The organism is Tardiphaga sp. OK246 (assembly GCF_900188215.1).
Classification (GTDB): Bacteria; Pseudomonadota; Alphaproteobacteria; order Rhizobiales; family Xanthobacteraceae; genus Tardiphaga; species Tardiphaga robiniae.
Genome location: NZ_FZOX01000003.1, coordinates 205,412 through 230,663, shown reverse-complemented (window position 1 = coordinate 230,663; position 25,252 = coordinate 205,412). Strand labels below are relative to the sequence as shown.

30 protein-coding genes are annotated in these 25,252 nt (G+C 61.9%); 15 read left to right on the top strand and 15 right to left on the bottom strand.

Translation table 11 applies throughout. The annotated features are described in order from the left end of the window. Positions 1 to 21 precede the first annotated feature (21 nt). Positions 22 to 672: a response regulator gene (locus CHC01_RS14085; protein ID WP_089264924.1), complete on the bottom strand. Its 651-nt coding sequence runs from the start codon at positions 670 to 672 to the stop codon at positions 22 to 24. Then, on the bottom strand, positions 669 to 2,048 hold the full coding sequence (locus CHC01_RS14080) for a sensor histidine kinase (protein ID WP_089264923.1): 1,380 nt from the start codon (positions 2,046 to 2,048) through the stop codon (positions 669 to 671). The genes CHC01_RS14085 and CHC01_RS14080 overlap by 4 nt, the downstream gene beginning before the upstream one ends. 194 nt (positions 2,049 to 2,242) lie before the next feature. Between CHC01_RS14080 and CHC01_RS14075 the strand changes: the two genes are divergently transcribed. From CHC01_RS14075 to CHC01_RS14065, 3 genes are read left to right on the top strand one after another with little or no spacing between them, the layout of a single operon-like run. Continuing rightward, positions 2,243 to 3,004, top strand: coding sequence for a MotA/TolQ/ExbB proton channel family protein (locus CHC01_RS14075; RefSeq protein WP_231080120.1), 762 nt, complete (start codon positions 2,243 to 2,245; stop codon positions 3,002 to 3,004). Continuing rightward, entirely contained in the window at positions 3,001 to 3,639 is a 639-nt protein-coding gene (locus CHC01_RS14070; protein WP_089264921.1) for a hypothetical protein, read from the top strand. Before CHC01_RS14075 ends, CHC01_RS14070 begins: the two co-directional genes overlap by 4 nt. Before the next feature lie 4 nt (positions 3,640 to 3,643). Further along, positions 3,644 to 4,249 carry a hypothetical protein gene (locus CHC01_RS14065; RefSeq protein ID WP_089264920.1) on the top strand — a complete coding sequence of 202 codons (606 nt, stop codon included), beginning with the start codon at positions 3,644 to 3,646 and terminating at the stop codon, positions 4,247 to 4,249. Between the two features lie 780 nt (positions 4,250 to 5,029). Here CHC01_RS14065 and CHC01_RS14055 read toward each other — a convergent pair. Further along, positions 5,030 to 5,737 (bottom strand): hypothetical protein, encoded by a 708-nt coding sequence (locus tag CHC01_RS14055; RefSeq protein ID WP_089264918.1) that lies wholly within the window; start codon positions 5,735 to 5,737, stop codon positions 5,030 to 5,032. Positions 5,738 to 5,966: 229 nt separating this feature from the next. On the opposite strand from CHC01_RS14055, the gene CHC01_RS14050 reads away from it, so the two are divergent. After that, positions 5,967 to 6,296 (top strand): DUF6949 family protein, encoded by a 330-nt coding sequence (locus tag CHC01_RS14050; protein WP_089264917.1) that lies wholly within the window; start codon positions 5,967 to 5,969, stop codon positions 6,294 to 6,296. Positions 6,297 to 6,344: 48 nt separating this feature from the next. Further along, the gene (locus CHC01_RS14045) at positions 6,345 to 6,875 is read left to right on the top strand and encodes a gamma carbonic anhydrase family protein (RefSeq protein WP_089264916.1); all 531 of its coding nucleotides are present in this window, start codon (positions 6,345 to 6,347) and stop codon (positions 6,873 to 6,875) included. A gap of 124 nt (positions 6,876 to 6,999) precedes the next feature. On the opposite strand, the gene CHC01_RS32570 is transcribed toward CHC01_RS14045, so the two are convergent. Genes CHC01_RS32570 through CHC01_RS14035 form a run of 3 tightly spaced genes read right to left on the bottom strand, consistent with a single transcriptional unit; the run spans position 7,000 to position 7,710 of the window. Further along, positions 7,000 to 7,173: a hypothetical protein gene (locus CHC01_RS32570; protein ID WP_170849843.1), complete on the bottom strand. Its 174-nt coding sequence runs from the start codon at positions 7,171 to 7,173 to the stop codon at positions 7,000 to 7,002. Next, on the bottom strand, positions 7,142 to 7,420 hold the full coding sequence (locus CHC01_RS14040; protein ID WP_089264915.1) for a hypothetical protein: 279 nt from the start codon (positions 7,418 to 7,420) through the stop codon (positions 7,142 to 7,144). The genes CHC01_RS32570 and CHC01_RS14040 overlap by 32 nt, the downstream gene beginning before the upstream one ends. 8 nt (positions 7,421 to 7,428) lie before the next feature. Next, positions 7,429 to 7,710: a hypothetical protein gene (locus CHC01_RS14035; RefSeq protein ID WP_089264914.1), complete on the bottom strand. Its 282-nt coding sequence runs from the start codon at positions 7,708 to 7,710 to the stop codon at positions 7,429 to 7,431. 108 nt (positions 7,711 to 7,818) lie between these two features. Here CHC01_RS14035 and CHC01_RS14030 point away from each other — a divergent pair, with 108 nt between their 5' ends. The 3 genes from CHC01_RS14030 to CHC01_RS14020 all read left to right on the top strand — a co-directional run bounded on the left by CHC01_RS14030 (position 7,819) and on the right by CHC01_RS14020 (position 8,947). Further along, on the top strand, positions 7,819 to 8,115 hold the full coding sequence (locus CHC01_RS14030; RefSeq protein ID WP_089264913.1) for a hypothetical protein: 297 nt from the start codon (positions 7,819 to 7,821) through the stop codon (positions 8,113 to 8,115). A gap of 155 nt (positions 8,116 to 8,270) precedes the next feature. Further along, positions 8,271 to 8,642, top strand: coding sequence for a hypothetical protein (locus tag CHC01_RS14025; RefSeq protein WP_089264912.1), 372 nt, complete (start codon positions 8,271 to 8,273; stop codon positions 8,640 to 8,642). Positions 8,643 to 8,707: 65 nt separating this feature from the next. Then, the gene (locus CHC01_RS14020) at positions 8,708 to 8,947 is read left to right on the top strand and encodes a hypothetical protein (protein ID WP_089264911.1); all 240 of its coding nucleotides are present in this window, start codon (positions 8,708 to 8,710) and stop codon (positions 8,945 to 8,947) included. Between the two features lie 247 nt (positions 8,948 to 9,194). Here CHC01_RS14020 and CHC01_RS14015 read toward each other — a convergent pair whose 3' ends face one another. From CHC01_RS14015 to CHC01_RS14005, 3 genes are all read right to left on the bottom strand, one after another. After that, positions 9,195 to 9,818 carry a transglutaminase-like cysteine peptidase gene (locus tag CHC01_RS14015; protein ID WP_089264910.1) on the bottom strand — a complete coding sequence of 208 codons (624 nt, stop codon included), beginning with the start codon at positions 9,816 to 9,818 and terminating at the stop codon, positions 9,195 to 9,197. Positions 9,819 to 10,149: 331 nt separating this feature from the next. Beyond that, a complete protein-coding gene (locus tag CHC01_RS14010) occupies positions 10,150 to 10,764 on the bottom strand; it encodes a PilZ domain-containing protein (RefSeq protein ID WP_089264909.1) in 615 nt (204 codons plus the stop codon). 149 nt (positions 10,765 to 10,913) lie between these two features. Beyond that, positions 10,914 to 11,471: a PAS domain-containing protein gene (locus tag CHC01_RS14005; protein WP_089264908.1), complete on the bottom strand. Its 558-nt coding sequence runs from the start codon at positions 11,469 to 11,471 to the stop codon at positions 10,914 to 10,916. A gap of 579 nt (positions 11,472 to 12,050) precedes the next feature. On the opposite strand from CHC01_RS14005, the gene CHC01_RS14000 reads away from it, so the two are divergent. Together CHC01_RS14000 and CHC01_RS13995 are read left to right on the top strand one after the other, a co-directional pair. Then, complete coding sequence (locus CHC01_RS14000) at positions 12,051 to 12,827, top strand: rhomboid family intramembrane serine protease (protein WP_502695655.1); 777 nt, start codon at positions 12,051 to 12,053, stop codon at positions 12,825 to 12,827. A gap of 237 nt (positions 12,828 to 13,064) precedes the next feature. Further along, positions 13,065 to 13,493, top strand: coding sequence for a CBS domain-containing protein (locus CHC01_RS13995; protein ID WP_089264906.1), 429 nt, complete (start codon positions 13,065 to 13,067; stop codon positions 13,491 to 13,493). An 11-nt stretch (positions 13,494 to 13,504) separates the two neighbouring features. Here CHC01_RS13995 and CHC01_RS13990 read toward each other — a convergent pair whose 3' ends face one another. After that, positions 13,505 to 14,557, bottom strand: coding sequence for a patatin-like phospholipase family protein (locus tag CHC01_RS13990; RefSeq protein ID WP_170849844.1), 1,053 nt, complete (start codon positions 14,555 to 14,557; stop codon positions 13,505 to 13,507). A 226-nt stretch (positions 14,558 to 14,783) separates the two neighbouring features. On the opposite strand from CHC01_RS13990, the gene CHC01_RS13985 reads away from it, so the two are divergent. Both CHC01_RS13985 and CHC01_RS13980 read left to right on the top strand, forming a co-directional pair. Further along, a complete protein-coding gene (locus tag CHC01_RS13985) occupies positions 14,784 to 15,854 on the top strand; it encodes an RgsD C-terminal domain-containing protein (protein WP_502695654.1) in 1,071 nt (356 codons plus the stop codon). A gap of 239 nt (positions 15,855 to 16,093) precedes the next feature. Then, positions 16,094 to 18,562, top strand: coding sequence for a putative bifunctional diguanylate cyclase/phosphodiesterase (locus CHC01_RS13980; RefSeq protein ID WP_089264904.1), 2,469 nt, complete (start codon positions 16,094 to 16,096; stop codon positions 18,560 to 18,562). A 7-nt stretch (positions 18,563 to 18,569) separates the two neighbouring features. On the opposite strand, the gene CHC01_RS13975 is transcribed toward CHC01_RS13980, so the two are convergent. From CHC01_RS13975 to thrS, 3 genes are all read right to left on the bottom strand, one after another. After that, on the bottom strand, positions 18,570 to 19,136 hold the full coding sequence (locus CHC01_RS13975; protein ID WP_089264903.1) for a nitroreductase family protein: 567 nt from the start codon (positions 19,134 to 19,136) through the stop codon (positions 18,570 to 18,572). A gap of 124 nt (positions 19,137 to 19,260) precedes the next feature. Continuing rightward, positions 19,261 to 19,473 (bottom strand): hypothetical protein, encoded by a 213-nt coding sequence (locus CHC01_RS13970; RefSeq protein WP_068731927.1) that lies wholly within the window; start codon positions 19,471 to 19,473, stop codon positions 19,261 to 19,263. 4 nt (positions 19,474 to 19,477) lie between these two features. After that, the gene (thrS, locus tag CHC01_RS13965) at positions 19,478 to 21,511 is read right to left on the bottom strand and encodes a threonine--tRNA ligase (RefSeq protein ID WP_089264902.1); all 2,034 of its coding nucleotides are present in this window, start codon (positions 21,509 to 21,511) and stop codon (positions 19,478 to 19,480) included. Positions 21,512 to 21,708: 197 nt separating this feature from the next. On the opposite strand from thrS, the gene CHC01_RS13960 reads away from it, so the two are divergent. Further along, positions 21,709 to 22,833, top strand: coding sequence for an MFS transporter (locus CHC01_RS13960; RefSeq protein ID WP_089264901.1), 1,125 nt, complete (start codon positions 21,709 to 21,711; stop codon positions 22,831 to 22,833). Here CHC01_RS13960 and CHC01_RS13955 read toward each other — a convergent pair. Further along, complete coding sequence (locus tag CHC01_RS13955) at positions 22,830 to 23,156, bottom strand: GrlR family regulatory protein (protein ID WP_089264900.1); 327 nt, start codon at positions 23,154 to 23,156, stop codon at positions 22,830 to 22,832. The genes CHC01_RS13960 and CHC01_RS13955 overlap by 4 nt on opposite strands. A 139-nt stretch (positions 23,157 to 23,295) precedes the next feature. Between CHC01_RS13955 and CHC01_RS13950 the strand changes: the two genes are divergently transcribed. Further along, positions 23,296 to 23,730, top strand: coding sequence for a DUF3574 domain-containing protein (locus tag CHC01_RS13950; RefSeq protein ID WP_244558358.1), 435 nt, complete (start codon positions 23,296 to 23,298; stop codon positions 23,728 to 23,730). On the opposite strand, the gene yidD is transcribed toward CHC01_RS13950, so the two are convergent. Then, a complete protein-coding gene (gene yidD / locus CHC01_RS13945) occupies positions 23,727 to 24,065 on the bottom strand; it encodes a membrane protein insertion efficiency factor YidD (RefSeq protein ID WP_089264898.1) in 339 nt (112 codons plus the stop codon). The two genes, CHC01_RS13950 and yidD, sit on opposite strands and share 4 nt — an antisense overlap. A 237-nt stretch (positions 24,066 to 24,302) precedes the next feature. Here yidD and CHC01_RS13940 point away from each other — a divergent pair, with 237 nt between their 5' ends. Beyond that, positions 24,303 to 25,241 carry a COG3904 family protein gene (locus tag CHC01_RS13940; RefSeq protein WP_244558404.1) on the top strand — a complete coding sequence of 313 codons (939 nt, stop codon included), beginning with the start codon at positions 24,303 to 24,305 and terminating at the stop codon, positions 25,239 to 25,241. Positions 25,242 to 25,252 lie beyond the last annotated feature (11 nt).

Genomic DNA, 25,252 nt, shown 5'->3' with positions numbered 1-25,252 from the left:
TCGCGCTTTGTGCACCACACGCTAGGCCGCGTTGTCCGGCGCGACTAGGCCGGCGGCGGTGGCAAGCCAGACCAGGTGCGCGTCGGTGCGCGCGCCGATCTTCGATTTGATCTGGTAGTGATAATTCTGCACGGTCTTGGTGCTCAGATTGAGCGACGTCGCGATCTGCTCCGTGGTCCAGCCTGACGCCACCAGCCGCAGGATTTCCGTTTCGCGCGGCCCGAGATCTTCCACCAGCGACCGTTCGTTGCCGAGCCGCTCGCTGGCGATTTCGCGCGCGATGTCTTCGCTCAATGCGCGTCCGCCGCGGGCGACGGTGGCGATGGCGCGCACCAGTTCGTGCGGCGCGCTGCTCTTTGTGATGTAGCCGCAGGCGCCAGCCTCGAACGCTTTCAGCGCGAACGCGGCGCTCGCATGCATGGTGAACACCAACAGGCGCGCGGTGCGATCCCATTGCCGGATATGCCGGATCGCTTCCAGCCCGCCGGGGCCGGGCAACGACAGATCCATGACCACCACGTCCGGGCGCTCTGCCTGATAGGCACGATAGGCCGCAGCGGCATCCTCGGCCTCGGCGCTGACGCGAAAACCGGCCTGCCGCTCCAGTAGCCGGCGATAGCCTTCGCGCACCACCGGATGGTCGTCGACCAGCAGGATGCTGACGGCGGTCATGCCGCCGCTTGTCGTGGCAGCAGCGGAATCACCGCGGCCACGCGGATACCGCGTGCCGCGGGGGCGATCGACAGGCTGCCGCCAAGCGCTGCGATGCGTTCGCGGATGCCGAGAATGCCGTGGCCGGAGGTGGTGTGAGCCTTCGTGGCGTCGCCGCCGCCGTCATCCTCGACGCTGAGGGCGACGGCGTCGCAGACCTCTTCCCCATGGCTGACGCGGAGATGAACGTGCTGCGGCCGGCCGTGACGTGCGGCGTTGGTGAGGCACTCCTGCGCGATGCGGTAGATGTTGACGGCGGCTTCTGCGGGGACGGCAGTGAGATCGCCGGTTACGTCGAGATGAAACACCGCGCGCCGCGTCGTGCTGGCATTCCACTGCGCCACCAGTTGCACAAGGCTGGCCTGCAATCCCAGTTCCTCGAGATCCTGCGAGCGCAGCCGCGCCAGGGCGCTGCGCAGCGTCGTCATCATCTGGCCGGTGATGCGGGCGACGGCGCGGGCATCGTCGGCCAGATCGGGACGGGACGGCGTGGCGCCGGTCTCGATGGCTGCGGCGAGCGCCGCGGTGGCGGTGAGGCACTGGCCGAACTCGTCGTGCAGATCGCGCGCCAGTGCGCGGCGTTCTTCTTCCTGTACCTGAAACAGTCGCTTGGTCAGCGCGACGCGTTCGGCAGTGGTGGCCGCGAGACGGCCGGCGAGATCGTTGACGGCGCGGGCGATATGGCTGAATTCGGTGGCGCCGAAAGCGGGCAGGCGATGGCGGTGGTCACCATGTTCGAGGCGGCGCAGGCCGCGTACGATGCTCCGGGCCGGCATCAGCGCATGGCCGATCAGGAGGATCGCGAGCAGACTGATGCCCAGCGCCATCGCCGCGGCAATGCTGACCATCACGGTCACCTGCCGCCATGCCTGACGCACGGCGGCGACAGGTTCGACACGGGCTTGCACGGTGCCGGCATCGCGCTGCCGCACGGTCAGCGGCCGCGTCTCCGTGGCATGTGGCCCGAACAGCGCGCCGTAGAGACTGACGAACCATGATGGCGCCGGGCTGCCGATGTCTTCGGTCTGGCTGCACAGGTCGAAGGGCGGCGCGCTGCCAAGCCGGAAGTCAATGCACACGCCTGGCGCGATCACCTTCATGGTCGCAATGGATTTCCAGTCCGGCAGCGGCAGCAGTGCATCGCGGTAAGTGCCGTCGCGCCACAGCAATTCGCGCCAGTACAGGTTCTGCAGGGTTGTCGCGACGCGGTCGGCGGAGGCGGCGGTGTCGGCCTCGATGGTGCGGTGCGCATCGACCAGAATCCATCCGATCGTACAGGCCAGACAGAGCAGCACCACGGCGACGAGACGAAGAACGAGATGTATCAGCAGGCGCATGATCGCATTCCCCGCGGTGAGACATTGATATTAAAGCGGCACGCGCCGTGGTCTGGCAAGCGGTTCTGCATCGTTTGGGCAATTTGCCCGGTATGTCGCGGGTGCGATGCCCTTGGAGGCTCAGTCGTACAGGCGGCAGATTGAAGCCAATCGCCGATCGTGATCGGTGAAACAACCAGCAGGAGGGACATGTGGTGAGCCGGCATCATCTCGATCCGGCAGATCGCGCGCCGCTGCTGCACTGGTTGATCTTTACCGGGCTCTGTCTGTTCGCCGCGGTTCTGCTCTGGCACTATGGCCTGGTGCGGCAGATGCTTGCCGTCGATCGCACCTATATCTCGTCAGTGATCGTACTGCTCTATTTCGGTGCGTCGCTGCATTGCCTGTGGCGCCTGATCGCAGTGTCGCGCGAAGCCGACGCGGCGCGGGGGGCAGCGGAGCTATTCGCGGAGGGCGGCCAACGCATCGTCGTGGCCGGCGACGGTGTCGCGATCGACGGCGTCGGTGCGTTACCGAAAGGCCTGATGGCGTCGCATATCCGCGACCTCGCGGTGAAGTCCGCACTGCAAAGCGGTCGGCAGCTCGACCAGACGCTGCTGCTGCGTCGTCTCGCCGGTAATTTGCGCGGCTCAAACGGATTCGGCGGCTTTGCCGGGGACACGCTGATGAAACTCGGCCTGATCGGCACGATAGTTGGCTTCATCATGATGCTGGCGCCGATCGCCGGCCTCGACACCGGCAATCAGGGCGCCATCAAGGCCTCCATGAACCTGATGAGCGAGGGCATGGCGGTGGCGATGTATACCACGCTGGCGGGGCTGATCGGTTCGATCCTGATCCGCATCCAGTATTACATGCTGGAGGACGCAACCGCCAAACTGTTCGCCTTTGCCGTCGGCGTCATCGACGTCCACGCCGTGTCGCTGCTCGAACGTGAAGCGGAGCACGCGAAGTGATCGACGAGTTTGAATTCTCTGGCAAGGAAGCACCGTTCGATCCGCTCGGCGTCATGCTGTTCAAGGCGCTGCAGGTGATCGCCTTCCTGTTCTTCATCGCGCTGCTGGCGATCAAGACGAAGGACGACGAAGGCAAGGTCGATCCCAAGCTGGAATTCATGATCACGGTGAGCTGGCCCGACAAACACCCGGACGACATCGACATGTTCGTGCAGGATCCGCTCGGCAACATTGTATGGTACCGGCGGCGCGAGACCGGCTTCATGGTGCTCGACCGCGATGACCGCGGCGGGCTCAACGATTTCATCATGGTCAACGGCCAGAAGGTGCGGTCGCCGATCCGCCAGGAGATCGTTAGCCTGCGCGGCATCGTGGCCGGCGAGTACATCGTCAACATCTACCATTTCGCCGCGCTGACCGGACAGCCAGTGCCAGTGACGGTCAAGGTCGAGAAACTGAATCCGAAAGTACAGGTGGTGCACTACGACACCGTCAATGTCGATCATGGCGGCGCCGAGACAACCGCGGTGCGCTTCATCATGGACAAGACCGGGAACGTTACCGAGGTCAATCACGACCAGACATCGCTCGTGCAGATGCTGAACAAGCGGTACAGGGAGCGCAAGGCTGGATGAAGCGATGAGCCTGCAAACCAGCATTATCGGTCTGTCGCTCGGCTACGTGCTACTCGGCCTGTTGCTGTTGCTGGCGGTGGTGCGGACGCGGCTGCCGTGGCCGGTGAAGGCCGGCGCGGTGGCGGTGACTTCGGCGTTTTACGTGCTGGTGTTCTTCCGCACCCAGGGCCTGCTCGGCTGGTCGGCGGACGATCCGCTGCCGCCGAACTTCCAGTTGTTGTGGGTGCGCAGCGTCGAGCCCAACATCGCCCAGGGCGAGCCCGGTGCCATCCACATGTGGGTCGAGGCCCTCGACGATGACAATCTGCCGAGCGGGGCGCCGCGGGCCTATCGGCGGCCTTACTCCACCGCGCTGGCGCGCAAGGCCGAGCGCGCACGCACTGAGATCGCCGCGGGTCATCCGCAAGGCGGGCGTGCCGCGCAATTCGGATCCGGCGAGGGCGAGCTGCCACCTGGCGGGCCGCCCGGTGCGCTGTTCGCCAGCGGCGAACCGGGCGGCGATCCGTCCGGCGGTGGCCTGCTGGACCCCGCTTTCATGCGCGGCGACTCCCAATCCATCACATTCGCCCCGCTGCCCGTGCCCGTCCTGCCAGCCAAAGATGTGCCGTAGCGGCGATGGCCGGCGCGAAGGTCAGCTCCGCGCAGCTCCACCTGGAGTGATGGTCGGATCTCGTCATTCCGGGGCGCGCGTCGCCGGCGAAGCCGGCAGAGCGCGAACCCGGAATCCCGGAATGTTTTGCGCAAAGCACGCCGGGATTCCGGGTTCGCCTGCGCGAAGGTGCGCAGCCGCCCCGGAATGACAGTTTGGGGCTGGAAAGGTGCCAAACATTTTTTCCTATCTAGCGTTGACAGCATCCCCATCAGGTTTATATTCCCCTCCGTCCTGCCCCATCGAGAGGGGCGATCGCGATCGTCACGTTCGCGGGGCAGGATGCGGTGGACGCCGGAGATGCGGCGTTACGCGGTTCATGGGGAACGTCTGTCTTCGGGCAGGACGGATCTGCGCCAGCACTGCCACTGGCAAGGAGACGGCCGGCCTTGAGATGGACAGCGCCCTGGACAGTGTGACGGACGACCAAATCGAAACGCGTTCGGCCAAGTGCTTTGCGGCTACCCTGTCCCTCCGCCCTGGGACATTAATTTTGGTGATGGGACCGTTCGCCATGGCAGATGTGCAAGCAACCGAAAAAACACCGCAGGCGGAACGTCGGGCACTTGCCTGACGCCTCCGAAAGTCCTGATGCACTCTCAATTGCGGAAGACCGCATTCGCATCAGGCCCAAGGGTGCAACGGGCACCCGGCGTTCCGCACGCCCTCTCACAGGGGGTAGGGAATGCAAGCAACGACGGCGCCCCCGCGCCGCAAATAATGGGGGCGATGACGCATGTCTTACCGCAGCCCGCTGAGCTGGATCGTCAGTCGATCCATCGCATTGCCGACATCGCGCCATTGCGCGAGCCAGCTACGGGGAAAGCGGAAAATGAGATCGGCGCCGCCGATGCGGCGTTCGCTCATGCACATACCGGGCGTGGCGCCGTCGCGCGTACAGCGCGCCACCAGCGCCGGCGTCGTGCCGAGATACAGATCTTCATTGCTGTAGGGCGAGTTGTCGCGGAATGGCTGGACGGTCAGGCCGTCTTCGCTGCCCGCGGCGCGGTCAATGTAACGCGGATAGATGGTGCGCAAGCGCGTGTCGGGCGAGGTGGCATCGTGATGCGCAGAGATCGAGACAAAGATGCGATCGATCGGCTGCGCGTTCTCATCGAAATTCTCGACGCTGACATGCCTCGGCTGATTGCTCGCTTCGAGCGAGGGATAGACATAGCTCAGATCGACGCGTTCCTGCGGCCCTGAATGTTTCTGCACCTTGCGGCGAAACGCATGCGTCGGGACGTTGAACAGTGTGGCGCCCACGCTCACCGGAATGCGGTCAGGATCGCCGGGCTTCTGGCTCTGCCAGGTCGGCCACAACAGATACGCCACCACTGCGATAGCGGGGGCTGCCAGCGCTGCACCGATCAGCATCGGTACGACGTGGTTGCGGCGGTGGCGGCGCCGCGGCCGCGTCGTCGGATGGGTCGGAAACAGCAGAGACATGCGCACGCTAAATTGGAACTGGGACGGTGTACCGGGTGGGCGAATCAACCGCGAATATGCCAGCCGATGGTTAACGGCCTCGCGCGCCTCGCCGCAGGCGGTATCCGGGAGCCATGCACCGCGCGCGGTTCCCGATCGCGCCGTTAACCCTTTATTAACGTTATGCTGGCGTGCAGCCTCGCGTTTTGCGATGCAGGGCGGTGTTTGTATGTGCCGTGAAAGAGCTTCGATGTCCCCCGATGCGTTGAATTCATTCTTCCAGCTATGCATTGGCTTCGCGCTCGCAGGCGCCATTGCAAGCGCCTATCAGGCCTTTGCCAAACGTCCCCCGAGCTTCAGCCTGCTGCAGCAGGGGCCGTCCCCTGAAGCCTTCGCAGCTGTGCCGCTGTTGGTCTTCACGGCGCCCTTCATCATCATGCGCAACACCCTGCGCAACGGCGCGGCCGAGCAGCATCGCGTTCAGTTCGTGATGATCGCGACAGTGCTGTCGGGCATCTGGAGCCTGATGTCCGGCACCTTCATCGTGATGACGCTGGAAGCGCTGGGCATACTGGCCTAGGCACAAGAATCCGTGGCAGTGTCTCCCGCAAAGGGAGACCACTCAATCATGGCAATCTACGAACTCGACGGGCAGGGACCGGATCTTCCGGCTAGCGGAAATTACTTTATCGCCGACACGGCCGATGTGATCGGCAAGATTCGTTTGCTGGAGCAGGCGAGTGTCTGGTTCGGCGCGGTGCTGCGCGGCGACAACGAGTGGATCGAAATCGGTGAAGGCTCCAACGTGCAGGACAACTGCACGTGCCATACCGACAAGGGCTTTCCCCTCACGATCGGCAAGAACTGCACCGTCGGCCACAACGTCATCCTGCACGGCTGCACCATCGAGGATGGCGCGCTGATCGGCATGGGCTCGATCGTGATGAACGGCGCGAAGATTGGCAAGAACAGCATCGTGGGCGCCGGCTCGGTGATCACCGAGGGCAAGGAATTTCCGGAGAATTCGCTGATCATCGGATCGCCGGCGCGCGTCATTCGCACGCTGTCGCCGGAGCAGGTGACGGCAATGGGCAGCGCGGCGCGCTTCTACGCGGCCAACGGCCCGCGCTTCCAGAAAGGTCTCAAGAAGATCGGCTAGAGCGTTCTCGAGCGAAGCGGGTACCGGTTCGCATCAAGAAAACGCGTCTCAACAAAAAGCCAGAGCCTCGGTTCTGATTCTATCAGAACCGAAAGGGCTCTCGTTGTGATCGCACGCAGCGCGATCACGTTCCTTCGGACTCATTGGCTTCTGTTTCGCCGGCCACGCGCTCGTGGCCGGCGCTCCATAGCGAATGCTCCTCGGTGCCGTCCTGATAGGGATTGGCCTCGGCAGGAATGCCCTCGCTGGCGGCACGCTCGCCTTCCTCAAATGGATCTTTTTGCGGATCGTTTGGCATGGGCCTTCTTCCTTGCTGGACGTGACGAGGCGGGGCGCATCGCAGTGTTGCGGCTTGATGCGGATGACGGACCGGTGGCTTTCACGCTCTTGCTGAGCGCATCCTTGAGATCGATCGGAACGCCGTGCTTCTTCAGGAGGTCGGCGAAGGCTTCATCCGCGAGTTCTTGCGTCGTCGCCATGCGGTCGCGGCCAAGCTGGATGAGCTTGTCGAGGGTCTCGTCGTCGAAGTCGATCAGCTTGCGCATGACATCTGCTAACTGAGGCCCGGCTCGCGCCAGCGCGATCGCTTGCGCGTCGGGTCGAATACTTTCTCCTGACGGCGATGCAGTGCCTGTGCAACGCCGAGCCGCGCGAAACTGATGGGGCCGCCGTAGTCGGCCGCCTCGATCAGGCAATGCATCGCGGTCTGCCACTCCTTTGCATCGTGTTCAGATGGTGACAGCTGTGTGATGTAAGCGCCGGCGTCGCGCAGCGACACCAGCGTGTTGCCGTCGGGCAATTCGATCGGTTCGCGAAACGGCTTGTCCCAGGACACGCAGGCTTCTCCTCGGCAATGTCAGGGATTCAAGCCGCCGGCGCCAAATTCGTTCCCGCAACGGAACCCGTTTCCGCTGGTCTCGTTGAACGCCAAAGGAGATTTCCAATGGCGCATTCCTCGAAACTCACCGCGGCTGTAACGGCTACCGTCCTGTTGTCGTCAGTCGCGGCGTTCGCCCAATCCGGCAGTGCAGGTGGCGGCGCGACGGGCGGCGCTGCGGGCACCAATAGTGCAGGCACGGCGAATGCGAGTGGTGGACGCGCCGCGACCGGGATCACGGCAGGCGCGAGCGGGACCGGACAGGCGTCGCCGGATGGCAAGCCGGCGACAGGCGATGCAGCGGTCGATGCGCAGGATCGTGCCGTCGATCGCAAGGTGAAGAGCATCTGCAAGGGGTGCTAGCGCAACGTTGCGCGACAGGCTTTCAGCAACACACCGTAACCGACAGTCGCGAACAAGTGACGGCTATTGATCGTCGCACCGTGGCGGTTCGCGAACGAAAGAGCTACCTATCTGACAGGGGCGCGCTTTGAGTGACCCGTGACGGAGTGTAGTTGATGTTACGCAAATTGGTGTTTGGTCTGTTGACCCTTGCCGCAGTCGCGCTGGTCGCGCCGACAGCCGCATCGGCGCGCGGTGGCGGCGGGCATGGTGGCGGCGGATTCCACGGCGGCGGATTCCATGGTGGTGGTGGCTGGCATGGCGGCGGCTTCGGCCGTGGATTTCGCGGTGCTGGAATAGGATTGGGATTTGGCCTCGCCGGCGCCGGCCTTTATGGCGGCTACTACGGCTACGGCCCCTATGCGTATTACGGTGGGTACCCCTACGCTTATGGCGGTTATGATGACGAAGGCGGATGTTACATAACGCGTAAGCGCGTACGGACACCGGCTGGATATCGGGTGCGTCGTGTCGAGGTTTGTGACTGATCGGCCTTGAGCGACGCCACCTGATTACCTCGTCGGCTCCAGCATAGCTGTGCTGGAGCCACATCATGGCTGGTCAGATTGTCTGGTACGCGTTTTGCAAAATCGAAACGATGACCATGACCCTCGACATTGCCAGTCTCACGCTACTGTTCGTCACCACCGTCTTTGCGCTGGTGATGGCTTTCGTCTGGATGTTCTGTGAGTTCGAGCGCCGGTTCGGAAAGCGGTTGACGGCGATTGCACTCGTGCGCTTCGGCTATCGGCCCGACGGCACCATCGACCGAGACGCAAATCGCCGCGACTAGCGCGGCGATTTCTTCGTCGGTTCGGGTTTCTCAGACGGCAGTCTGAGATCAGCCCAGCGCTTTGTACTTCGTCAGCTAAGCCTGCATCTGTTCCCACCCATTTGGCCGCTTCCTGTCGGAAGCTGCGCGAGCACCACTCCAAAAAGTTGCGGCCAGCCTTGGGGGAGGCTGGCCGCGCGCGATCCGGTCTGGGACGGGGAGGGGTGGGGATGTGACCGGGTCGCGTGTCTCCAATTCGTGTTGTTGTTTAGCGATCCCGCGCGCTGGCCGTAGCCACTGCAGGACGGTTGTCGCCGAGCGAGACCCAGACATTCGGATCGCTCTGTGACTGGCGTTTGACGAAGCGGTAGCCGGTCTCGGTCCAGGCGAGGACGTTCTCATTCTGGTTGTCCAGAACGTATTCGCCCTTGTCCGTCTTCACCGTGAGCACGGCGTGGCCTTCGCCCTTCTTGTCACGCACCACGGTGATCAGCAGCGCCTCGCGTGGCCAGCCTGCTTCGATCAGCATCTTGCGCTTAAGGAGCACATAGTCTTCGCAGTCACCGTAACCATCTGATGGCAGCGACCACTTTTCGATCACGCCCCAATGATCCATGTCGGTCATTGGCTTGATGGTCTCGTTGACCCAGCGATTGACCCGCACCAGATCCTTCCACGCAGTCTGCGTGATGACGATGTCACGTGCTTGCGTCGCACCGCCGCGGCAGTCCGCGGGATTATCTGAACAGAACTCGACCCAGCCGATCGGTGCGCGCGTGCTGTCGCCCAGGCTTGCGTAGAGTTTTTCGTTGCCGGCACGTGCCGACGAAGTCACTCCAAGAAGGACTGCTAAAACGGCCAGTCCGAAGTATCGCCCCTTGTTACCAAACATTGTGGCCCCCGTTTTCTTGTTGGGACCATGTTTCGCACAAAGGATTTTCGTCGCCGCTAAATCGCTCAAGTACAATTGAAGCGATTACAAGTAAAAGGCGCGGCGAATTCGAACTATACTTGAATCGAATGCGATTCAAATTTTAGCTAATTGTATTTGATTCAAATTTTACGCGTTAATGGCTTGAATGCTGCAATTCAGGAACTTGCGTGCGCAAAGCGGCGTGAAATTAACCCCTCGCGACCGCGTGCAGATGACGCGCAACGGTATCCGCTGACGCGCATAGCGCCTTCAGGACATTGAAAAACGAGGATCGGGGGCGTTCGGCCGTTTACCGGGCGTTGACGCTGTCTTCGAGCGTCTCTGCCAACTGCTCGTGGAAGAACTCCAGCGCGAAGCCTTCTTCGAGATGGCGGACCACGCGGGACTGGATTCGGCCGAGCATGACAATCGAATTCAGCAGCGGGCGCTTCTCTGCTGCAATGGCGGCGCCGGACAGCGACAGGTCGATAATGCGGCCGTTCATCTGGACGCCATCCTCGAGGGTGAGGAGCACCATCGGGTTGCGCGGCACGATACGGTCGTGGCGGCGGTCTTCCGGCAGATTGAGAATGTCGCGGTTGGCCAGCCAGGTCAGCTGGGCTGCCAGCTTGTCGCGTTTGCGCGGTGTCGCACCCACGGTCATGGCGAACCCGTTGTCGATGATCCGGGTGATTTTACCTTCGACGCGGCCGATATGGTCGAGATAGGCGATGACGCGGTCGCCCACATTGCCGATGCCGGGACCGAGCAGCGCGAGGCCGCCGGGCGACATATTGATGACCTGGCACGGAAATTCGCGGCGATCCGGCAGCATATAGCGGCCAAGCAGGTGCACTTTCACCCGCTGAAAGCGACGGCGTTCTTCTGCAGACGGAAGAATCGATTTTGTTTGCGCGAACGCCATCAGTGTCGTGCCGGTCATGCTGGTCGAGTTTCGACCGACCCTACGGCCCGTAGGGTTAACGCCGCGTTAGCAAATACCGAACTGGCGCAACCAGTTGGCGTGATTATTCTGCGCGACACTTATAATGAGCAGCGTCCGTAGAAGGCTGCTCAGCGCAGCCCTTCATAGACCATCAGGCCGCGGGCAACCTGCAGTTTGCGCAGGGCGCGCGGCGCAAAGCGCTGCGGCTGGTGGGCGAGATAGCGAAACGACGTCAGCTGGAATGCGCCGAGCCGGCCGCGGACTTCATACATGGGCGCCAGCAGGCCGGTCAGGCTGATAGGGGAATGCGCGCGCGTCGCGAATGGCAGCAACAGCAGTTCCAGATGCGCCTTCTGACCGAATTCGGTCATGGCGGTGACGCCAGCGACGGCAACGAGCTGCTCCTCGGATACGACGGTGATCATGTCCCGGATCTCGTCGCGACACTCGGGCGCGAACAGCAACGGAAACGGCTGGTTCTTCAGGTCGCGGCCGAGCAGGGCACAAACTCTTGTGCCGGCCACGCGAAACGGGAATTCGACGGGCTGGTCATAGGACAGCACGAAGATGTCGCCGAGCAGCTCCCGGACGGGGCCGGGTTCCAGCTCACTCCGATCGGGGGCGCGCGCAAAACCGCGTTTGTCGTCCCAATAGGCGAAGAACGCGCGGCTGGATGGATGTTTCATTCGCCTGATCCTGACCCGGCTTGCAGTGGATCGGGGACATTTCTGTCCCGAATCCATCCATCGCTCGCCGCTACATGTTGTGCAGATCAGTCATTGCAGCGTCCATGCCGAAGGCGCGTTTTCCACCGCGTTCGGGCGGGTATCCGCCGTTAAGGTTAAGTTTACTATGATTGTTAGGATCTCATTAACCATCCGGTTTCGGAGCGAATGGGCCGGTTCGCCGTTAACTCTAAGTTAAGCATGCGCTTGGCAACGCGGGGATTGCCGGTAGTCTCCTGCTCACTCCAGAGCGGAGCGGACTGTCTCCAGCAGTTCGTGACGCGCTTCGATAAACAGGTGGCTGAAAACAGAATTGGTCGTCACGCGGGGAGGGGTGGGGATGTCGGCTCGTCCGGCACACCGGGACATCCATCCGCGGGAAAAGATCAAGACGGACCCGGGAGAGCCTTTCTCAGAGGCTCTCCCTTTTTCTTTTCAAGCGGGTTTGCTGTCCTGCGGCGATCCTGAGCTTGCGCGGTACCGGCAAAGCCGACTATCTGGGGCATCGCTCGCCAGAGCCGCTGACAGGCCGTTATCCCCTTGGACACCTTGGATTCCCCCCCGCGCGAACCGATCCTGACCCTGCCGGGGGCGCTGACGGCCTATGTCGGGTTGCTTGCCGTGATCCACATTATCCGCATGTTGCTGCCGGTGGATCTGGAATACTGGACCATTGAGGTCTTCGGTTTCATTCCGAAGCGCTACGACCAGACGCTGCTGTCGATGCCGTTTCCCGGCGGCAATGGCGCCAAGGTATGGAGTTTCGTCACTTACTCCCTGTTGCACGCCAATCTCAGCCATATCGGCTTCAACGTGTTGTGGCTGCTGCCGTTCGGCAGCGCGCTGGCGCGGCGCTTCGGCGCGGTCCGCTTCTTCACCTTCATGGCGGTGACGGCTGTGGCTGGCGCCGCTGCCCATCTGGTTACCCATGAACACGCGCTCGCACCGATGATCGGCGCCTCGGCTTCGGTCTCCGGCGCCATGGCCGCGGCCATCCGTTTTGCCTTCGTGCGCGGCAGCTTCCTGTCATTCAACCGCGGCGATGCCGATGAAGCGGCACGTGTGCCGGCGCTTCCGCTGCTGCGTTCGTTGCGCGATCCGCGCGTGATCGGATTTCTGGCGGTCTGGTTCGGCGTCAATATCATCTTCGGCGTCGGCTCGATTGCGATCGGCGCGGAAGGGGCGAGCGTTGCGTGGCAGGCGCATATCGGCGGCTTCTTCGCCGGGCTGCTGCTGTTCTCGCTGTTCGATCCTATTCCGAGGTTGCAGCGCACGGGCTCGCAAACGTCGTCTCCGGACATCTCCGACCTGCATTAAGGGCGTACCGGCTTCTTGCGAGGCCGACGCATTTGATCCATCTTATGTATTCGACAGGTGACCCACGTTGGCAGGTTCGGCCCTTGAGGTCGATCCCGTTCCCGGCGCGAACGGTGTTTCAGTGCGATCACCACATCTGAACGACTATTGAACTGCGCTGTTACACTGCATCTGTCTGACGACCCTAGAATGAAAGACCACGCCCGACAAAGGGCATGGTCGACTTAGGAGGCGACAATGACGGTACGTGCAATTCTCGATTCCAAAGGCCACCAGATCATCAGCGTCTCGCCGAACGATAAGGTCTCGTCGGTAGTGCAGATGCTGTCACAGCGAAGAATAGGTGCCGTGCTGGTGATGAGCCATCACCACATCGATGGTATCCTGTCTGAGCGTGATATCGTGCGGGTGATCGGAGAACGCGGCGCCGCGGCGCTGGATGAAGACGTGAGCGCCGTGATGACGCGCAAGGTCATTGGCTGCAAACCGGCTGATACGGTCGGTGCAATCATGGAAAAGATGACGACCGGAAAATTCAGGCATCTGCCCGTTATCGAGGACGAGAAGGTCGTTGGCCTGATCTCGATCGGTGACGTCGTCAAATTTCGCTTGCGCGAATTCGAACGCGAACAGGAAGCGCTGCGCGAATATATTGCGACGGCCTGAGCCCGCCGCGCTCAACTCTGCGAAGTGGTCGGCTTCTGCGCAACGACGGGCGCAGGCGAGTTTGCCACTTCGGGGGCGAGGATTTCGATCGCCTCTTGAATAGACTCGACGGCGCGTTCTGCGGCGCGCGCGCCGAGCGTGATCATTTCTTCGGCGCGGTGGAAATCGAACCAGCCGATGCGACCAACGCGCGGTGCGATCAGGAGATCCGGCGGATCGCCGGCAAGGCGCGCGCGGGTGATCCGATCCTGCATGATGTTGAAGGCATCGACCATTACGGTAGAGATGCCCGGCCGTCCGCCGCCGCCGAAGAACTCGCGCTTCATGGTGCGCTCGGCCGAGAAGAACTTGCTGAAACCGCGCTTCGGCTCTTCGACTTCGATGATGGGCTCGGCCATTTCAGGTCCCGTGCCATGGTCGAAAATCGTGGTCGAATGGCCAAACACGTCATTGCTGAGATTGGCTGCGATGACAATCTCAGCGCCCAGCGCGCGCGCCGCCGATACCGGCACCGGATTGACCAGCGCGCCATCGACCAGCCAGCGATCACCGACCAGTACCGGAGAGAAGATGCCCGGCAGCGCATAGGACGCACGCATTGCATCGACCAGGCGACCATGAGTCAGCCAGATTTCATGACCGGTGCGAACTTCAGTGGCGACGCTGGCGAATTTCAGCGGGAGATCTTCGATCAGTGTATGGCCCAGCGACGCTTCGAGCTGTGCGGCCAGCTTGTTGCCGCCGATCAGGCCTGAGCCGTTCAGGCGAATGTCGAGATAGCTGAGAATATTGCGGGGCTGCAGACTGCGCGCCCATTCCTCGAGCGTATCGAGGTGGCCGGCGGCGTAGGATCCGCCAACTACGGCACCGATCGAGGTGCCCACCACGACGTTCGGGACGATGCCATGGGCGAGCAAAGTGCGGAGGATCCCGATATGGGCGAAACCGCGCGCGGCACCGCCGCCCAGCGCCAGACCGATGATCGGACGTCGAACGCTTCCCAAACCAGGCTTGTCGCGACCGTTCGCGCCATTCTGGCCGCGCCCCATCAAAATCTCCAGCACACTAAGCTCCTCGACGCCGCCGATATTAAATGCAGCTGCGCCATCATTCCAGACGGTAGCTAATTCATGATTTATGTCGCGTTTGCGAGGTTTAGGCACCAAATGTGACTGCAGAGCGACCCGTTACCGCACGGCGCACCGGTTCCTGGGGGCCTCACGCGATTGTGGGTCTGGCGGCGAGACAGCCGCGTCAAGGCTTGAATTTGTCGCGTTTTGGGTGAAAAGCATGACCATGACTGCACGGGGCCATGATTTGCGAACATCCGGCCGGAGCGGACGGCTGGCTATGGTGCTGGCCCTCGCTCTGCTGCAGGCTGTTGCCTTGCCCCAAACCGCATCTGCGCAGTTCTTTTCGGACCGTCCGGCACCGGTTCCGCCGGGCTCGATCCCGGATGTCCCGTCGGGTCCGGCCATCAGCCTCGCGCCGCCGTCCGGTCCTGCTTCCACCCCCTTGTTGCCGGCGCCGCTGACGCAGCCGCCGGTTGCCAATGTCGCCCCGCCTGTGCCGTCGCCGGTCCAGGCTGCTCCAACGGGGCCCGCGCAGGGCGTGCTGGCACTGACGGCGCGCTATGGCAAGGATATGCCGGTCATCAATAGCGGGCTGGTCTGGCGGGTCTATTCGGATCGGCCGGACGAGACCGGTGCCTTCAAGCTGATCCGCGAGGATCGCGGCGCGACACCCAACATCGTGCTGCCGCCGGGCAGCTATGTGGTGCATGTGGCGCTCGGCCTTGTGAGCGCCGTTCGTCCGGTGACCATCAAGTCAGAGACCGATCGTGAAGCGTTTGTGCTGCCCGCCGGCGGATTGCGGATCGAGGGCCGCGTCGGCACCACGAAGATTCCGCAAAACCAGATCTCGTTCTCGATCTACAAAGGCAGCCAGTTCGAAGGCGGCGAGCGCACGCCGCTGCTGCCGAGCGTTCCCGCCGGCGATGTCGTGCTGCTGCAGGAAGGCACCTACTACATCATCTCGAATTATGGTGACGCCAATTCGGTGGTGCGCTCCGACATCCGCGTGCAGGCGAGCAAACTCACCGACGTGACGATCACGCATCGTGCGGCAGTCATCACCATGAAGCTGGTGAGCGACAAGGGTGGTGAGGCCCTGGCCAACACCGCATGGTCGGTGATCACGCCGGCCGGCGACGTCATCAAGGAATCGATCGGCGCCTTCCCGCGCGTCACACTGGCGGAAGGCGAGTACCGCGCCATCGCCAAGAACGAAGGCAAGGTGTTCGAGCGCCCCTTCAACGTTGTGAACGGTGTCGACGGCGAGATCGAAGTCGTCGCGCGCTAACTACTGCTCGCAAGCTACTCAACAATCTTCCAGAACAAAGATCTCGTTGCAGACAACACGCTTCAAACGCGAATGAATTGTCATGCGCGTGTCATGGTCCTGAATCGCCAACTAACCATCGTGCCAGTTTGTCGCGTTATAACAGGTCGTTGCCGTCCGCGGCCGCGGAACGTTTACATGACGTTAATCCCCATAGTCCGAATAGCAAGTATCGCTACAAGTGTTCCGAAGGGGATGTCGTGATCGCGGCCAGACAGTTATCCGGAAGCCCGGACGTCAAGTTGTTCGACGACATTCCCGCCTTGCAACGCAAATGGCGGGCGGCCGTTCGTCCCGGCCAGATTCTGCCCGGCTATGAAGAAGTGATGCTCGGCAGTCTTGGGCGGATGGCCGATCACATCGTCCTGCTGAAGGTCGAAGGTGAGACGCTCGAAGTGTCACGCAGCGGCCGCTATGTGCAACAGTGGTTGGGTGACGATCGCTGGGGCATTCCGCTCGACGTGCTGGCACCTGATTGCGTGCGTGCGCTAACGGAAGCCGCAAACTGCGCGTTGCAGGCCAACAGGCCGCATCTGATGGTGGCGCATTGCGTGCGTGACGGTCTCGTCCACACCTATGACATTCTGGCGCTGCCGACAGCGTCACGCTGGGGTGGCCGGTTGGTCGGCGTCTATGTCAACGAGCAGGGCACCCGTTACAATCTGGTCGATGCGATCTTCTCGTCGACGGACGAAGGCATCGTGTCGCTTGCGGCAATCCGGGATTCCGCAAGCCAGGCTTTCGACTTCCAGATCGTGCATCATAATCAGGGCGCTTCGCGCCTGCTGAAAGTATCACCCGCCGACCTTCAGTGGCGCAAGCTGAGTGCAGGCGGCCACGCATTGTCGCTGCCGAGCGTGACGAAATGGCTGCTGTCCATGATCGCCAATGGCCAGAGCGGTCAGCTTGAAATCGACAGCGATGATCGCAACCTTCGGCTCAGCGCCACCGCTTTCGGCGACTTGGTGTCGCTGACTGTGTCTGACGTCACCGACATTAAGCGCCGCGAGGCCTCGTTCCGGCTGCTGTTCGACAGCAATCCGATGCCGATGTGGGTGTTCGATGCCGAGACGATGGATTTTCTCAGCGTCAATGACGCGGCTGTCGCGCATTACGGATACGATCGCGCCACTTTCCTGCGCATGCAACTCAAGGAAATCTGGCCGCGCGATGAATGGGAGCTCCACACGCGTGCGCTGATGCAGCTCGGAGATATCTATCAGTCGGATCGCAACTGGCGCCACCTGAAGGCCGACGGAAGCGAGATCGAAGTGCTGACCTATGGCCGCCGCGTGATGTTCGAAGGCCGTGACGGCTTCCTCGTGGCTGTCGTCGACATTACCGAGCGTCGCAAGGCCGAGGCGCGTGTGGCGCATATGGCGCATCACGATGCGCTGACGGATTTGCCGAATCGTGTTTTTTATCAGGAGCGTTTGGCCCAGGCGCTGGATCACGACAATCCGACCAAACATGTCGCGGTTCTCTGCATTGATCTCGATCTGTTCAAGAACGTGAATGACTCATTCGGTCATCCGATGGGGGATCGGCTGCTGAAGATGGTCGCCGCGCGGATGCGCGCCGAGGTCCGCGGCAACAATCTCGCAGCCCGGCTCGGCGGCGACGAATTTGCCGTGGTGTTGGCAGCCGATATCACACCCAACGAAGCCAACGATTTTGCCGCGCGGCTGATCGAGATCATCAGCGCGCCCTATGACATGAACGGCGTCGAGGTTGTGATCGGCGCCAGCATCGGTATCGCCATGTCACCTGGCGATGGCGATACCAGCGAAGAGCTGATGCGCAATGCCGACATGGCATTGTACCGGGCCAAGTCCGAAGGTGGCGGTGTGCATCGCTTCTTCGAGCGCGAGATGGATCGTCAGGCGCAGAAGCGCCGCGACATGGAGCTCGATCTGCGTAGCGCTTTCGCTGATGGTGACTTTGAATTGCACTACCAGCCGCTGGTCGATCTGGCCGCCGATCGCATCACTGGATTCGAAGCGCTGCTGCGCTGGAAACATCCCGAGAAGGGCATGATCTCGCCGGCGGATTTCATCCCGGTCGCCGAGGATATCGGCCTCATCGTCACGCTCGGCGAGTGGGTGCTGCGCAAGGCCTGCGCCGAAGCTGCCAAGTGGCCGGACGATATCAAGGTCGCGGTCAATCTCTCGCCGGTGCAGTTCCGCAGCCGCAACCTGGTGCAGGTCGTGGTCGCTGCGCTGGCCTATTCCGGCCTGTCGCCGCATCGTCTTGAGCTGGAAATCACCGAGTCGGTCTTTCTTGCGGAAACCGAGGCCAACCTGGCTATCCTGCATCAGCTACGCGCGCTGGGCGTCCGCATCTCGATGGACGATTTCGGCACCGGCTATTCCAGCCTGAGCTATCTCCGGAGTTTTCCGTTCGACAAGATCAAGATCGATCGGTCATTCGTGAAGGATCTGATCGAGCGGCCGGATTGCGTTGCCATCGTGCGCGCGATCTCCGGGCTTGGTCGCAGCATGAACATCACCACGACGGCTGAGGGCGTCGAGACGATCGATCAGCTGGACTGGCTGCGCGCGGAAGGCTGCAACGAGGTGCAGGGTTTTCTGTTCAGCCCTGCCAAACCGGCGTCGGAAATCGAGAACCTGCTGCGCCGGTTTGGTAGCCAAGCGTCGCAGGCTGCGTAAATCCGGTTCAGAACCGGGTCACGACGTCCTTGAGTTCTGGCCGCGGCCGGTCCTCGATCACCTTGTCAGGTTTGCCGCCAATATGGATGAAGCCCGCCAGTTTTTCATTGGCGGCGAGGCCGAGACCTTCGAGCACGTCGCGGTCATAGGCCATCCAGCCGGTCAACCAGTTGGCGCCATAACCCATGGCTGTGGCGGCCGACACAATATTCAAGCAGCTCGCACCTGCGGACAGTTCCTGCTCCCATGGCGGAATCTTCGGATGCGGCTTGATGATGCTCACCACGCCGATCACCAGCGGCGCTTCCGTCAGCTTGTGTTTCTGTGCCTCGATCTCCTCGACCGGTGCATCGGGATTCTTCCGTGCGAACACGGTGGCGATGACGTTGCCCGCGCGTTTGCGGGCGTCACCCTCGAAAATGATGAAGCGCCATGGCGCCAGCTTGCCGTGGTCCGGCACGCGTGCCCCAATGGTCAGGATGGTTTCGAGTTCGGCGGATGAGGGGCCGGAGCCGGTCATTTCGCGCGGCTTGACGGAGCGACGGGTCTTCAGGAAGTCGATGATGTCGGGCACGGGCAGTTCTCACAGATGAGGATGCACAGAATTTGCAGGAATTGAATGACCGCTTACCACGCGAAAAGGCCCGCCACGAGGCGAGCCTTGCTGATTTAGACGGATTGTGACCGCGCGCATCCGCTCAGCTGACCGTTTTGTGCTCCGGCATCTTGGAGGCGCGGTCCAGCAGATCCCGGCCCAGATCCTCCAGCACCGCCCGCGAGGCCAGATAGAGGCTATGGCCACGCTCCGTCTCGAATGCCAGCGCGACCACGTCCGGCCGGTTGGGATCGGCGATCAGCTGATAGGACCGAAGCGGATAGGCTTCGATCTCGATCTCTTCATCGTCGCTCATCGGCTCAGCCCTCCGCCAGTGTGCGCTTCACGTCGGGCGGTGTCGCCTCATCGACCAGTGCGGCAAGGGCTTCCTCGAGCGAACTGACCTTCTGGCCGTCGCTGCCGAGGCGGCGCACCGAGACCTGGCCGGTTTCGGCTTCCTTCTTGCCGACCACGAGCAGGGCAGGGATCTTGGCCAGCGAGTGTTCGCGGACCTTGTAGTTGATCTTTTCGTTGCGCAGATCGATCTCGACGCGGAGGCCAGCCTTGCGCGCGGCTGCGGCGACGACCTTGGCATATTCGTCGCCTTCCGAGGTGATCGTGGTGACCACCACCTGTACCGGCGACAGCCAGAGCGGGAAGTTGCCGGCGAAGTGCTCGATCAGGATACCGATGAAGCGCTCCATCGAACCGCAGATCGCGCGATGCACCATCACCGGCGCCTTCTTCGATCCGTCGGCGTCGATATAGAACGCACCGAAACGCTCCGGCAGGTTGAAATCGACCTGGGTGGTGCCGCACTGCCAGTCGCGGCCGATGGCGTCGCGCAGCACGTATTCGAACTTCGGTCCGTAGAACGCGCCCTCGCCAGGCGAGATCTCGGTCTTGATGCGACCGCCGGACTGGCTCTCGATCACCGACAACACGGTGGCCATCACGCGTTCGGCGTGATCCCACATCTCGTCGGTGCCGACGCGCTTCTCCGGCCGCGTCGACAGCTTGACCACGATGTCGCCGAAGCCGAAGTCGGAATAGGTCGACAGGATCAGATCGTTGATCTTGAGGCATTCTTCGGCGAGCTGAGCTTCCGTGCAGAACACATGGGCGTCGTCCTGGGTGAAGCCGCGCACGCGCATCAAGCCGTGCATGGCGCCCGACGGCTCATAGCGATGCACGACGCCAAATTCGGCGAGGCGCAGCGGCAGGTCGCGATAGCTCTTCAACCCGTGCTTGAAGATCTGCACATGGCCGGGGCAGTTCATCGGCTTCAATGCGAACCAGCGCTTGTCCTCGGCCTCATCGCCAGCGGATTGCGCTGCGAACATGTTCTCGCGGTACCATTCCCAGTGGCCTGAGGTCTCCCACAGGACCTTGTCGAGGATCTGCGGCGCATTGACTTCGCTGTAGTCGCCATTGAGGCGACGCCGCATATAGGCGATCAGCGCTTGGAAGATGGTCCAGCCCTTGGGGTGCCAGAACACGACGCCCGGGCCTTCTTCCTGGAAGTGGAAGAGGTCGAGTTCGCGACCCAGTTTACGGTGGTCGCGCTTCTCCGCTTCCTCGATCTGCTTGAGGTACGCGTCGAGGTCTTCCTGTTTGGCGAAGGCCGTGCCGTAGATCCGTGTCAGCATCGGATTGTTGCTGTCGCCACGCCAATAGGCGCCGGCCACCTTCATCAGTTTGAAGGCGTTGCCGACCTTGCCGACCGACGTCATATGCGGGCCGCGGCAGAGGTCGAACCAGTCGCCCTGGTAGTAGATCTTGATCGGCTCGTTGCCGGGAATGGCGTCGACCAGCTCGACCTTGAAGGCTTCGCCCTTGTCGCGGAATACCTGCTTGGTCTTCTCGCGATCCCAGACGTCCTTGGTGAACGGTTTGTCGCGCGCGATGATCTCGCGCATCTTCTTCTCAATCGCGCCGAAGTCCTCGGGCGTGAATGGCTCGTTGCGGAAGAAGTCGTAATAGAAACCGTTCTCGATCACCGGACCGATGGTCACCTGGGTGCCCGGCCACAGCGTCTGCACGGCTTCGGCCAGCACATGCGCCGCGTCATGCCGGATCAGCTCCAGCGCGCGGGGGTCGTCGCGGTTGATGAAATCGATCTTGGCGTCGTCGTCGATCGGATCGGAGAGATCCGAGACGGTGCCATCCAGCGCCATAGCAACGGTGCGCTTGGCCAGCGACGGCGAGATGCCCTTGGCAATCTCGAAACCGGTCGTGCCCTTCGCGAATTCGCGCTTGGCGCCGTCCGGGAAAGTCACGGTGATGTTGTTGGTTTCGGCGGGGGTGAGGTTGGCGAGGCCGAACTTGAATCCCGAGCCTTCATTCTCAGTCATGTCTTCTCTCCTGTGGCTCACTCCTGCACACGGGCGCAGGTAAGCGGACGAGCGGTATAGCAGCCGATTCGGGCGTTGCAACACCAGTCTGGCTGACCGGATTTGCATGCCTGGCGGGCAGGTTTGACTTGCATGCAATTGCATCCATAAGATGCGACATCTTGACAGTCGCTCGCCCCTACACCCCCACCGCACTCATGATCGGCAATTTCGTCACCGGCATTGGCCTGATAGGGCCGACGGCGATGCTCGGCGAGTTGTCGGCGGGGCTGGGTGTCACCATCCGCGAGGCGGGGCTTTTGATCACCTTCGGCGCAGTGATGCTGTGCATCTGCTCGCCACTGATGTCGTGGCTGACCAGCCGGATCGAGCGGCGGCATCTGTTGCTGTGTATCATCGCAGTGGTCGCGGCGGCCAATCTCGCATCGGCCTTCGCGCCGAATTTTGCCGTGCTGCTGGCGATCCGCCTGGTGATGTGCATCGCTGCCGCGCCCTACACACCGCAGGCCGCGGGCGCGGTCGGGATGCTGGTGCCTCCGGACAAGCGTGGCAGCAGCGTCGCCTATGTGTTTCTCGGCTGGACGCTGGCAGCTGCGGTCGGTCTGCCGCTGGTGACCTTCATTGCCAGCCGCTATGGCTGGCGCGAAGTTTACGCGTCCGTCTGTGTGATGAGCTGTCTGAGCTTCATGCTGCTGGCATGGCGATTGCCGCGCGGGCTGTTCGGCGCGCCTGTCGATCTCGGCACCTGGTCTTCACTGGCCCGAAATCGTCTGGTCGTGCTGCTGCTAATTATCACGACGCTACAGCTTTCCGGGCAGTTTGCGATTTTCACATTCATGGCGCCGCTCCTCGAGCGGCTCGCCGGGGCAGGGCACGATGCGGCAGCGTCGGTCTTCGCGATCTATGGCGCCTGCGGCTTTCTCGGCATCATGACCGCGACGCGGATTGTCGACGGCTGGGGCCCGCTCAATACGTCTATCCTGTCTACGTCGCTGGCGCTTGCGGGCATAACGGTGTGGAGTTTCAGCGCAGGCCATCTGCCCGTGATGGCGCTCGGCGTCGCGATCTGGGGGCTCGGCTTCGGCGCCATCACGTCGATGCAGCAGGTCCGCTTGATCATGGCGGCACCGTCGGCCGGAGCGGCGTCGGTCTCGCTCAATACATCGATGCTCTATGTCGGCCAGGCGATTGGATCGGGCATCGGTGGCGCGCTGTTCGCCGGCGGATACTTCCACGCGTCGGGGTTTGTCGCCATGGGTTTCCTGACGACGGCACTGGTGGCCATCGCGTTCAGCCGTAAAATGTCGGGACGTGTCGCTTAGTCGCAGATGCGGGTCAGTTGCGCTTTGAACGGCACGCCGGGCAATTGCAGCGCACTGCCTTCGAAATCGAGCAGGTCGCCATTGACGCGGCCGGTCAATGCCAGTGTGACACCTTCAAAGCCGAACACCGACTTGAAGCTCTGATCCGGGTTGTAGCGTTTCGATGACACCTTGGCAGAGATGGTCTCGCCTCTGTTTTGATAGTTGCCCATGAAGGCGAAAGCGGAGTTGCCGCCGCGCAGCTTTCCGCCGATTGCATAGACGACGCCGGTCCCGGTGCCATGAATAGTATGAAAATGTACTTCGTATAGGCCGTCTTCCACCTGAGTGCCCCGGGCAGTGATGTTAAGTGAAGATGAATTTGGCGAGATGAAGTGGCGGCACCCTATGGTATCAAATGTTATTCAACAATCCCACCAGTAGGCATTTTGTAAAAATAGCTTTGATAATTTGAGGTTCGGTGTGCCGCGACATATCCGCCAACTGTTCTCCGCATGCCTTGCTACATTAACAGTCAGTGTGCTGATGAGCGGCTGTGCATGGCTGCCGCCGCAAGCGTGTCTGCCGCCGTCGCGCATCATGGTGTCTGCGGAGATGATCTTCGGCCGCAACATTGGCGATCGGCCTGGTATCAGCGAATCTGCATTTGCAAATTTCGTCGCAAGGGAAATCACGCCCCGCTTTCCCGATGGTCTCACCGTCATCGATGGAGACGGGCAGTGGCGCGATGGCGTGCGTAATGTTGATGTTCGCGAAAGGGCAAAGGTCGTTCTGATCACTTTCTCCGACGACGCTCAGAAACGTGCCGACCTCGTTGCCATCGCGGAAAGCTATAAGTGGCAGTTCAGTCAGCAGTCGGTGCTCACGAAGGTCGGCAATGCCTGCGTAAGCTTCTAGTTTGCGTCGTCATTGACGCCGCGCCAGCGCGCGTAGCGCCACGGTGTGTACCAACGGACATCAGGCGACAGCTTGGCCGGCACGTTATCGATACCCGAAGTGCCCCATGGCTGGCAGCGGAGCAGTCGGGCCAGTGTCATCCAGCCGCCGGCCCACAATCCGTAGCGCTCGATCGCTTCGTCGCCATAGACCGAGCAGGTCGGGAGATGACGGCAATTGTATCCGACCAGCGGAGACAGCGTGTGGCGGTATATCCAGATCATGCCGCGACCGGCATTGCGCGGCAGCCGTTGAATAGTACCGACGCAGTTCGGGCACATGGATGAATGTTTCATGGTCGGATTGCTATCAGATCAGTCGGGTTTTGCCCGGTTCCTTTGCATGGAACCCATCTACTTATGCATTGGAGACACACCTGCCAATTTATTGCATGCAGTGCAGCAAAAGTAACTGGACGCTGCGGCGAAGCTCGTTAGGTTTTCACTTAACGCCCGTGTGACAGAATCATGAGCGTTGTTTGGGGCCGTTGCCATTGCTCATGAGAGTGCGGGGAAGGAACCGACTTGGGACGTATGAGGTCGCTTCGATCAGGTAGTTCGGCGCTGTTTCGCGCCGCGGCCTTTTGCATCGTTCTTCCCGGACTCGCGGCGGGCCTGCTGGCTTCGGCCGTGTCCTCTGCCCAAGCTGCAGCCGTTCTCGAAGAACGCAAACTCCCGATGCGCTTCACCTGGGTGGCCTGCGAGCCGAATTGCCGTGGCTGGATCGGCGCGGTGGGGATTGTCACCGGCGACACCGTCAGGGATTTCGACGAGTTTTCCAAAGGCCGCGATCTGACTGACGCGACAGTGGTGCTGGATTCCAGCGGCGGCTCGGTCAATGACGCCATCACCATGGGCCGGCGCTGGCGCAAGCTTGGTCTGCGCACCACAGTCGGTATCACGGTCGACCTGCAATCAACCTCGGGCGTCATGAAGCCGGCGGTCGTGCCGCAGGCCTATTGCGAATCCATGTGCGTGTTCCTGCTGCTGGCGGGCAAGACCCGCTATGTGGCCGAAGAATCCCTTGTGCGCGTCCATCAAATCTGGATGGGCGACCGCGCCGACGACCCGAAGGCTGCGAGCTATACGGCAAATGATCTGATGATCGTCGAGCGGGATATCGGCCGTCTTGCCAAATACACCTTCGACATGGGAGGCACGGGCGATCTCTTGTCATTGTCGCTCAGCGTGCCGCCGTGGGACGATCTACATCGGCTTACGGAAGCCGAATTGAAGCTGACCAATCTGGTCACCAGCCATAGTGTCGATGATGTGTTGCCCGAGCCTCGCGAGCAGCAGGCGCCGGTCGCATCACTGGTGCCGAAGTCGGTACAGGATCGTTTCGTGAGCGGGCCAGAGAATGAAAACACCCCGGTCGCTTCGGCGCCTGTCGTGTCTTCGACGAAGTCAACCAAGACGGCCGAGGCCTCGGTGCCGACTGGCGGCGTCGCATCGGCACCGTCAGGGAAATAGCCACGCTGGCG

What these genes read in the sequence shown, in the direction of transcription:
- CHC01_RS14085 (WP_089264924.1), bottom strand. Translation starts at nt 672, where the DNA reads ATGACCGCCGTCAGCATCCTGCTGGTCGACGACCATCCGGTGGTGCGC.
- CHC01_RS14080 (WP_089264923.1), bottom strand. Translation starts at nt 2,048, where the DNA reads ATGCGCCTGCTGATACATCTCGTTCTTCGTCTCGTCGCCGTGGTGCTG.
- CHC01_RS14065 (WP_089264920.1), top strand. Translation starts at nt 3,644, where the DNA reads ATGAGCCTGCAAACCAGCATTATCGGTCTGTCGCTCGGCTACGTGCTA.
- CHC01_RS14055 (WP_089264918.1), bottom strand. Translation starts at nt 5,737, where the DNA reads ATGTCTCTGCTGTTTCCGACCCATCCGACGACGCGGCCGCGGCGCCGC.
- CHC01_RS14050 (WP_089264917.1), top strand. Translation starts at nt 5,967, where the DNA reads ATGTCCCCCGATGCGTTGAATTCATTCTTCCAGCTATGCATTGGCTTC.
- CHC01_RS14045 (WP_089264916.1), top strand. Translation starts at nt 6,345, where the DNA reads ATGGCAATCTACGAACTCGACGGGCAGGGACCGGATCTTCCGGCTAGC.
- CHC01_RS32570 (WP_170849843.1), bottom strand. Translation starts at nt 7,173, where the DNA reads ATGCCAAACGATCCGCAAAAAGATCCATTTGAGGAAGGCGAGCGTGCC.
- CHC01_RS14040 (WP_089264915.1), bottom strand. Translation starts at nt 7,420, where the DNA reads ATGCGCAAGCTGATCGACTTCGACGACGAGACCCTCGACAAGCTCATC.
- CHC01_RS14030 (WP_089264913.1), top strand. Translation starts at nt 7,819, where the DNA reads ATGGCGCATTCCTCGAAACTCACCGCGGCTGTAACGGCTACCGTCCTG.
- CHC01_RS14025 (WP_089264912.1), top strand. Translation starts at nt 8,271, where the DNA reads ATGTTACGCAAATTGGTGTTTGGTCTGTTGACCCTTGCCGCAGTCGCG.
- CHC01_RS14020 (WP_089264911.1), top strand. Translation starts at nt 8,708, where the DNA reads ATGGCTGGTCAGATTGTCTGGTACGCGTTTTGCAAAATCGAAACGATG.
- CHC01_RS14015 (WP_089264910.1), bottom strand. Translation starts at nt 9,818, where the DNA reads ATGTTTGGTAACAAGGGGCGATACTTCGGACTGGCCGTTTTAGCAGTC.
- CHC01_RS14010 (WP_089264909.1), bottom strand. Translation starts at nt 10,764, where the DNA reads ATGGCGTTCGCGCAAACAAAATCGATTCTTCCGTCTGCAGAAGAACGC.
- CHC01_RS14005 (WP_089264908.1), bottom strand. Translation starts at nt 11,471, where the DNA reads ATGAAACATCCATCCAGCCGCGCGTTCTTCGCCTATTGGGACGACAAA.
- CHC01_RS13995 (WP_089264906.1), top strand. Translation starts at nt 13,065, where the DNA reads ATGACGGTACGTGCAATTCTCGATTCCAAAGGCCACCAGATCATCAGC.
- CHC01_RS13985 (WP_502695654.1), top strand. Translation starts at nt 14,784, where the DNA reads ATGACCATGACTGCACGGGGCCATGATTTGCGAACATCCGGCCGGAGC.
- CHC01_RS13970 (WP_068731927.1), bottom strand. Translation starts at nt 19,473, where the DNA reads ATGAGCGACGATGAAGAGATCGAGATCGAAGCCTATCCGCTTCGGTCC.
- thrS (WP_089264902.1), bottom strand. Translation starts at nt 21,511, where the DNA reads ATGACTGAGAATGAAGGCTCGGGATTCAAGTTCGGCCTCGCCAACCTC.
- CHC01_RS13960 (WP_089264901.1), top strand. Translation starts at nt 21,709, where the DNA reads ATGATCGGCAATTTCGTCACCGGCATTGGCCTGATAGGGCCGACGGCG.
- yidD (WP_089264898.1), bottom strand. Translation starts at nt 24,065, where the DNA reads ATGAAACATTCATCCATGTGCCCGAACTGCGTCGGTACTATTCAACGG.
- CHC01_RS13940 (WP_244558404.1), top strand. Translation starts at nt 24,303, where the DNA reads ATGAGGTCGCTTCGATCAGGTAGTTCGGCGCTGTTTCGCGCCGCGGCC.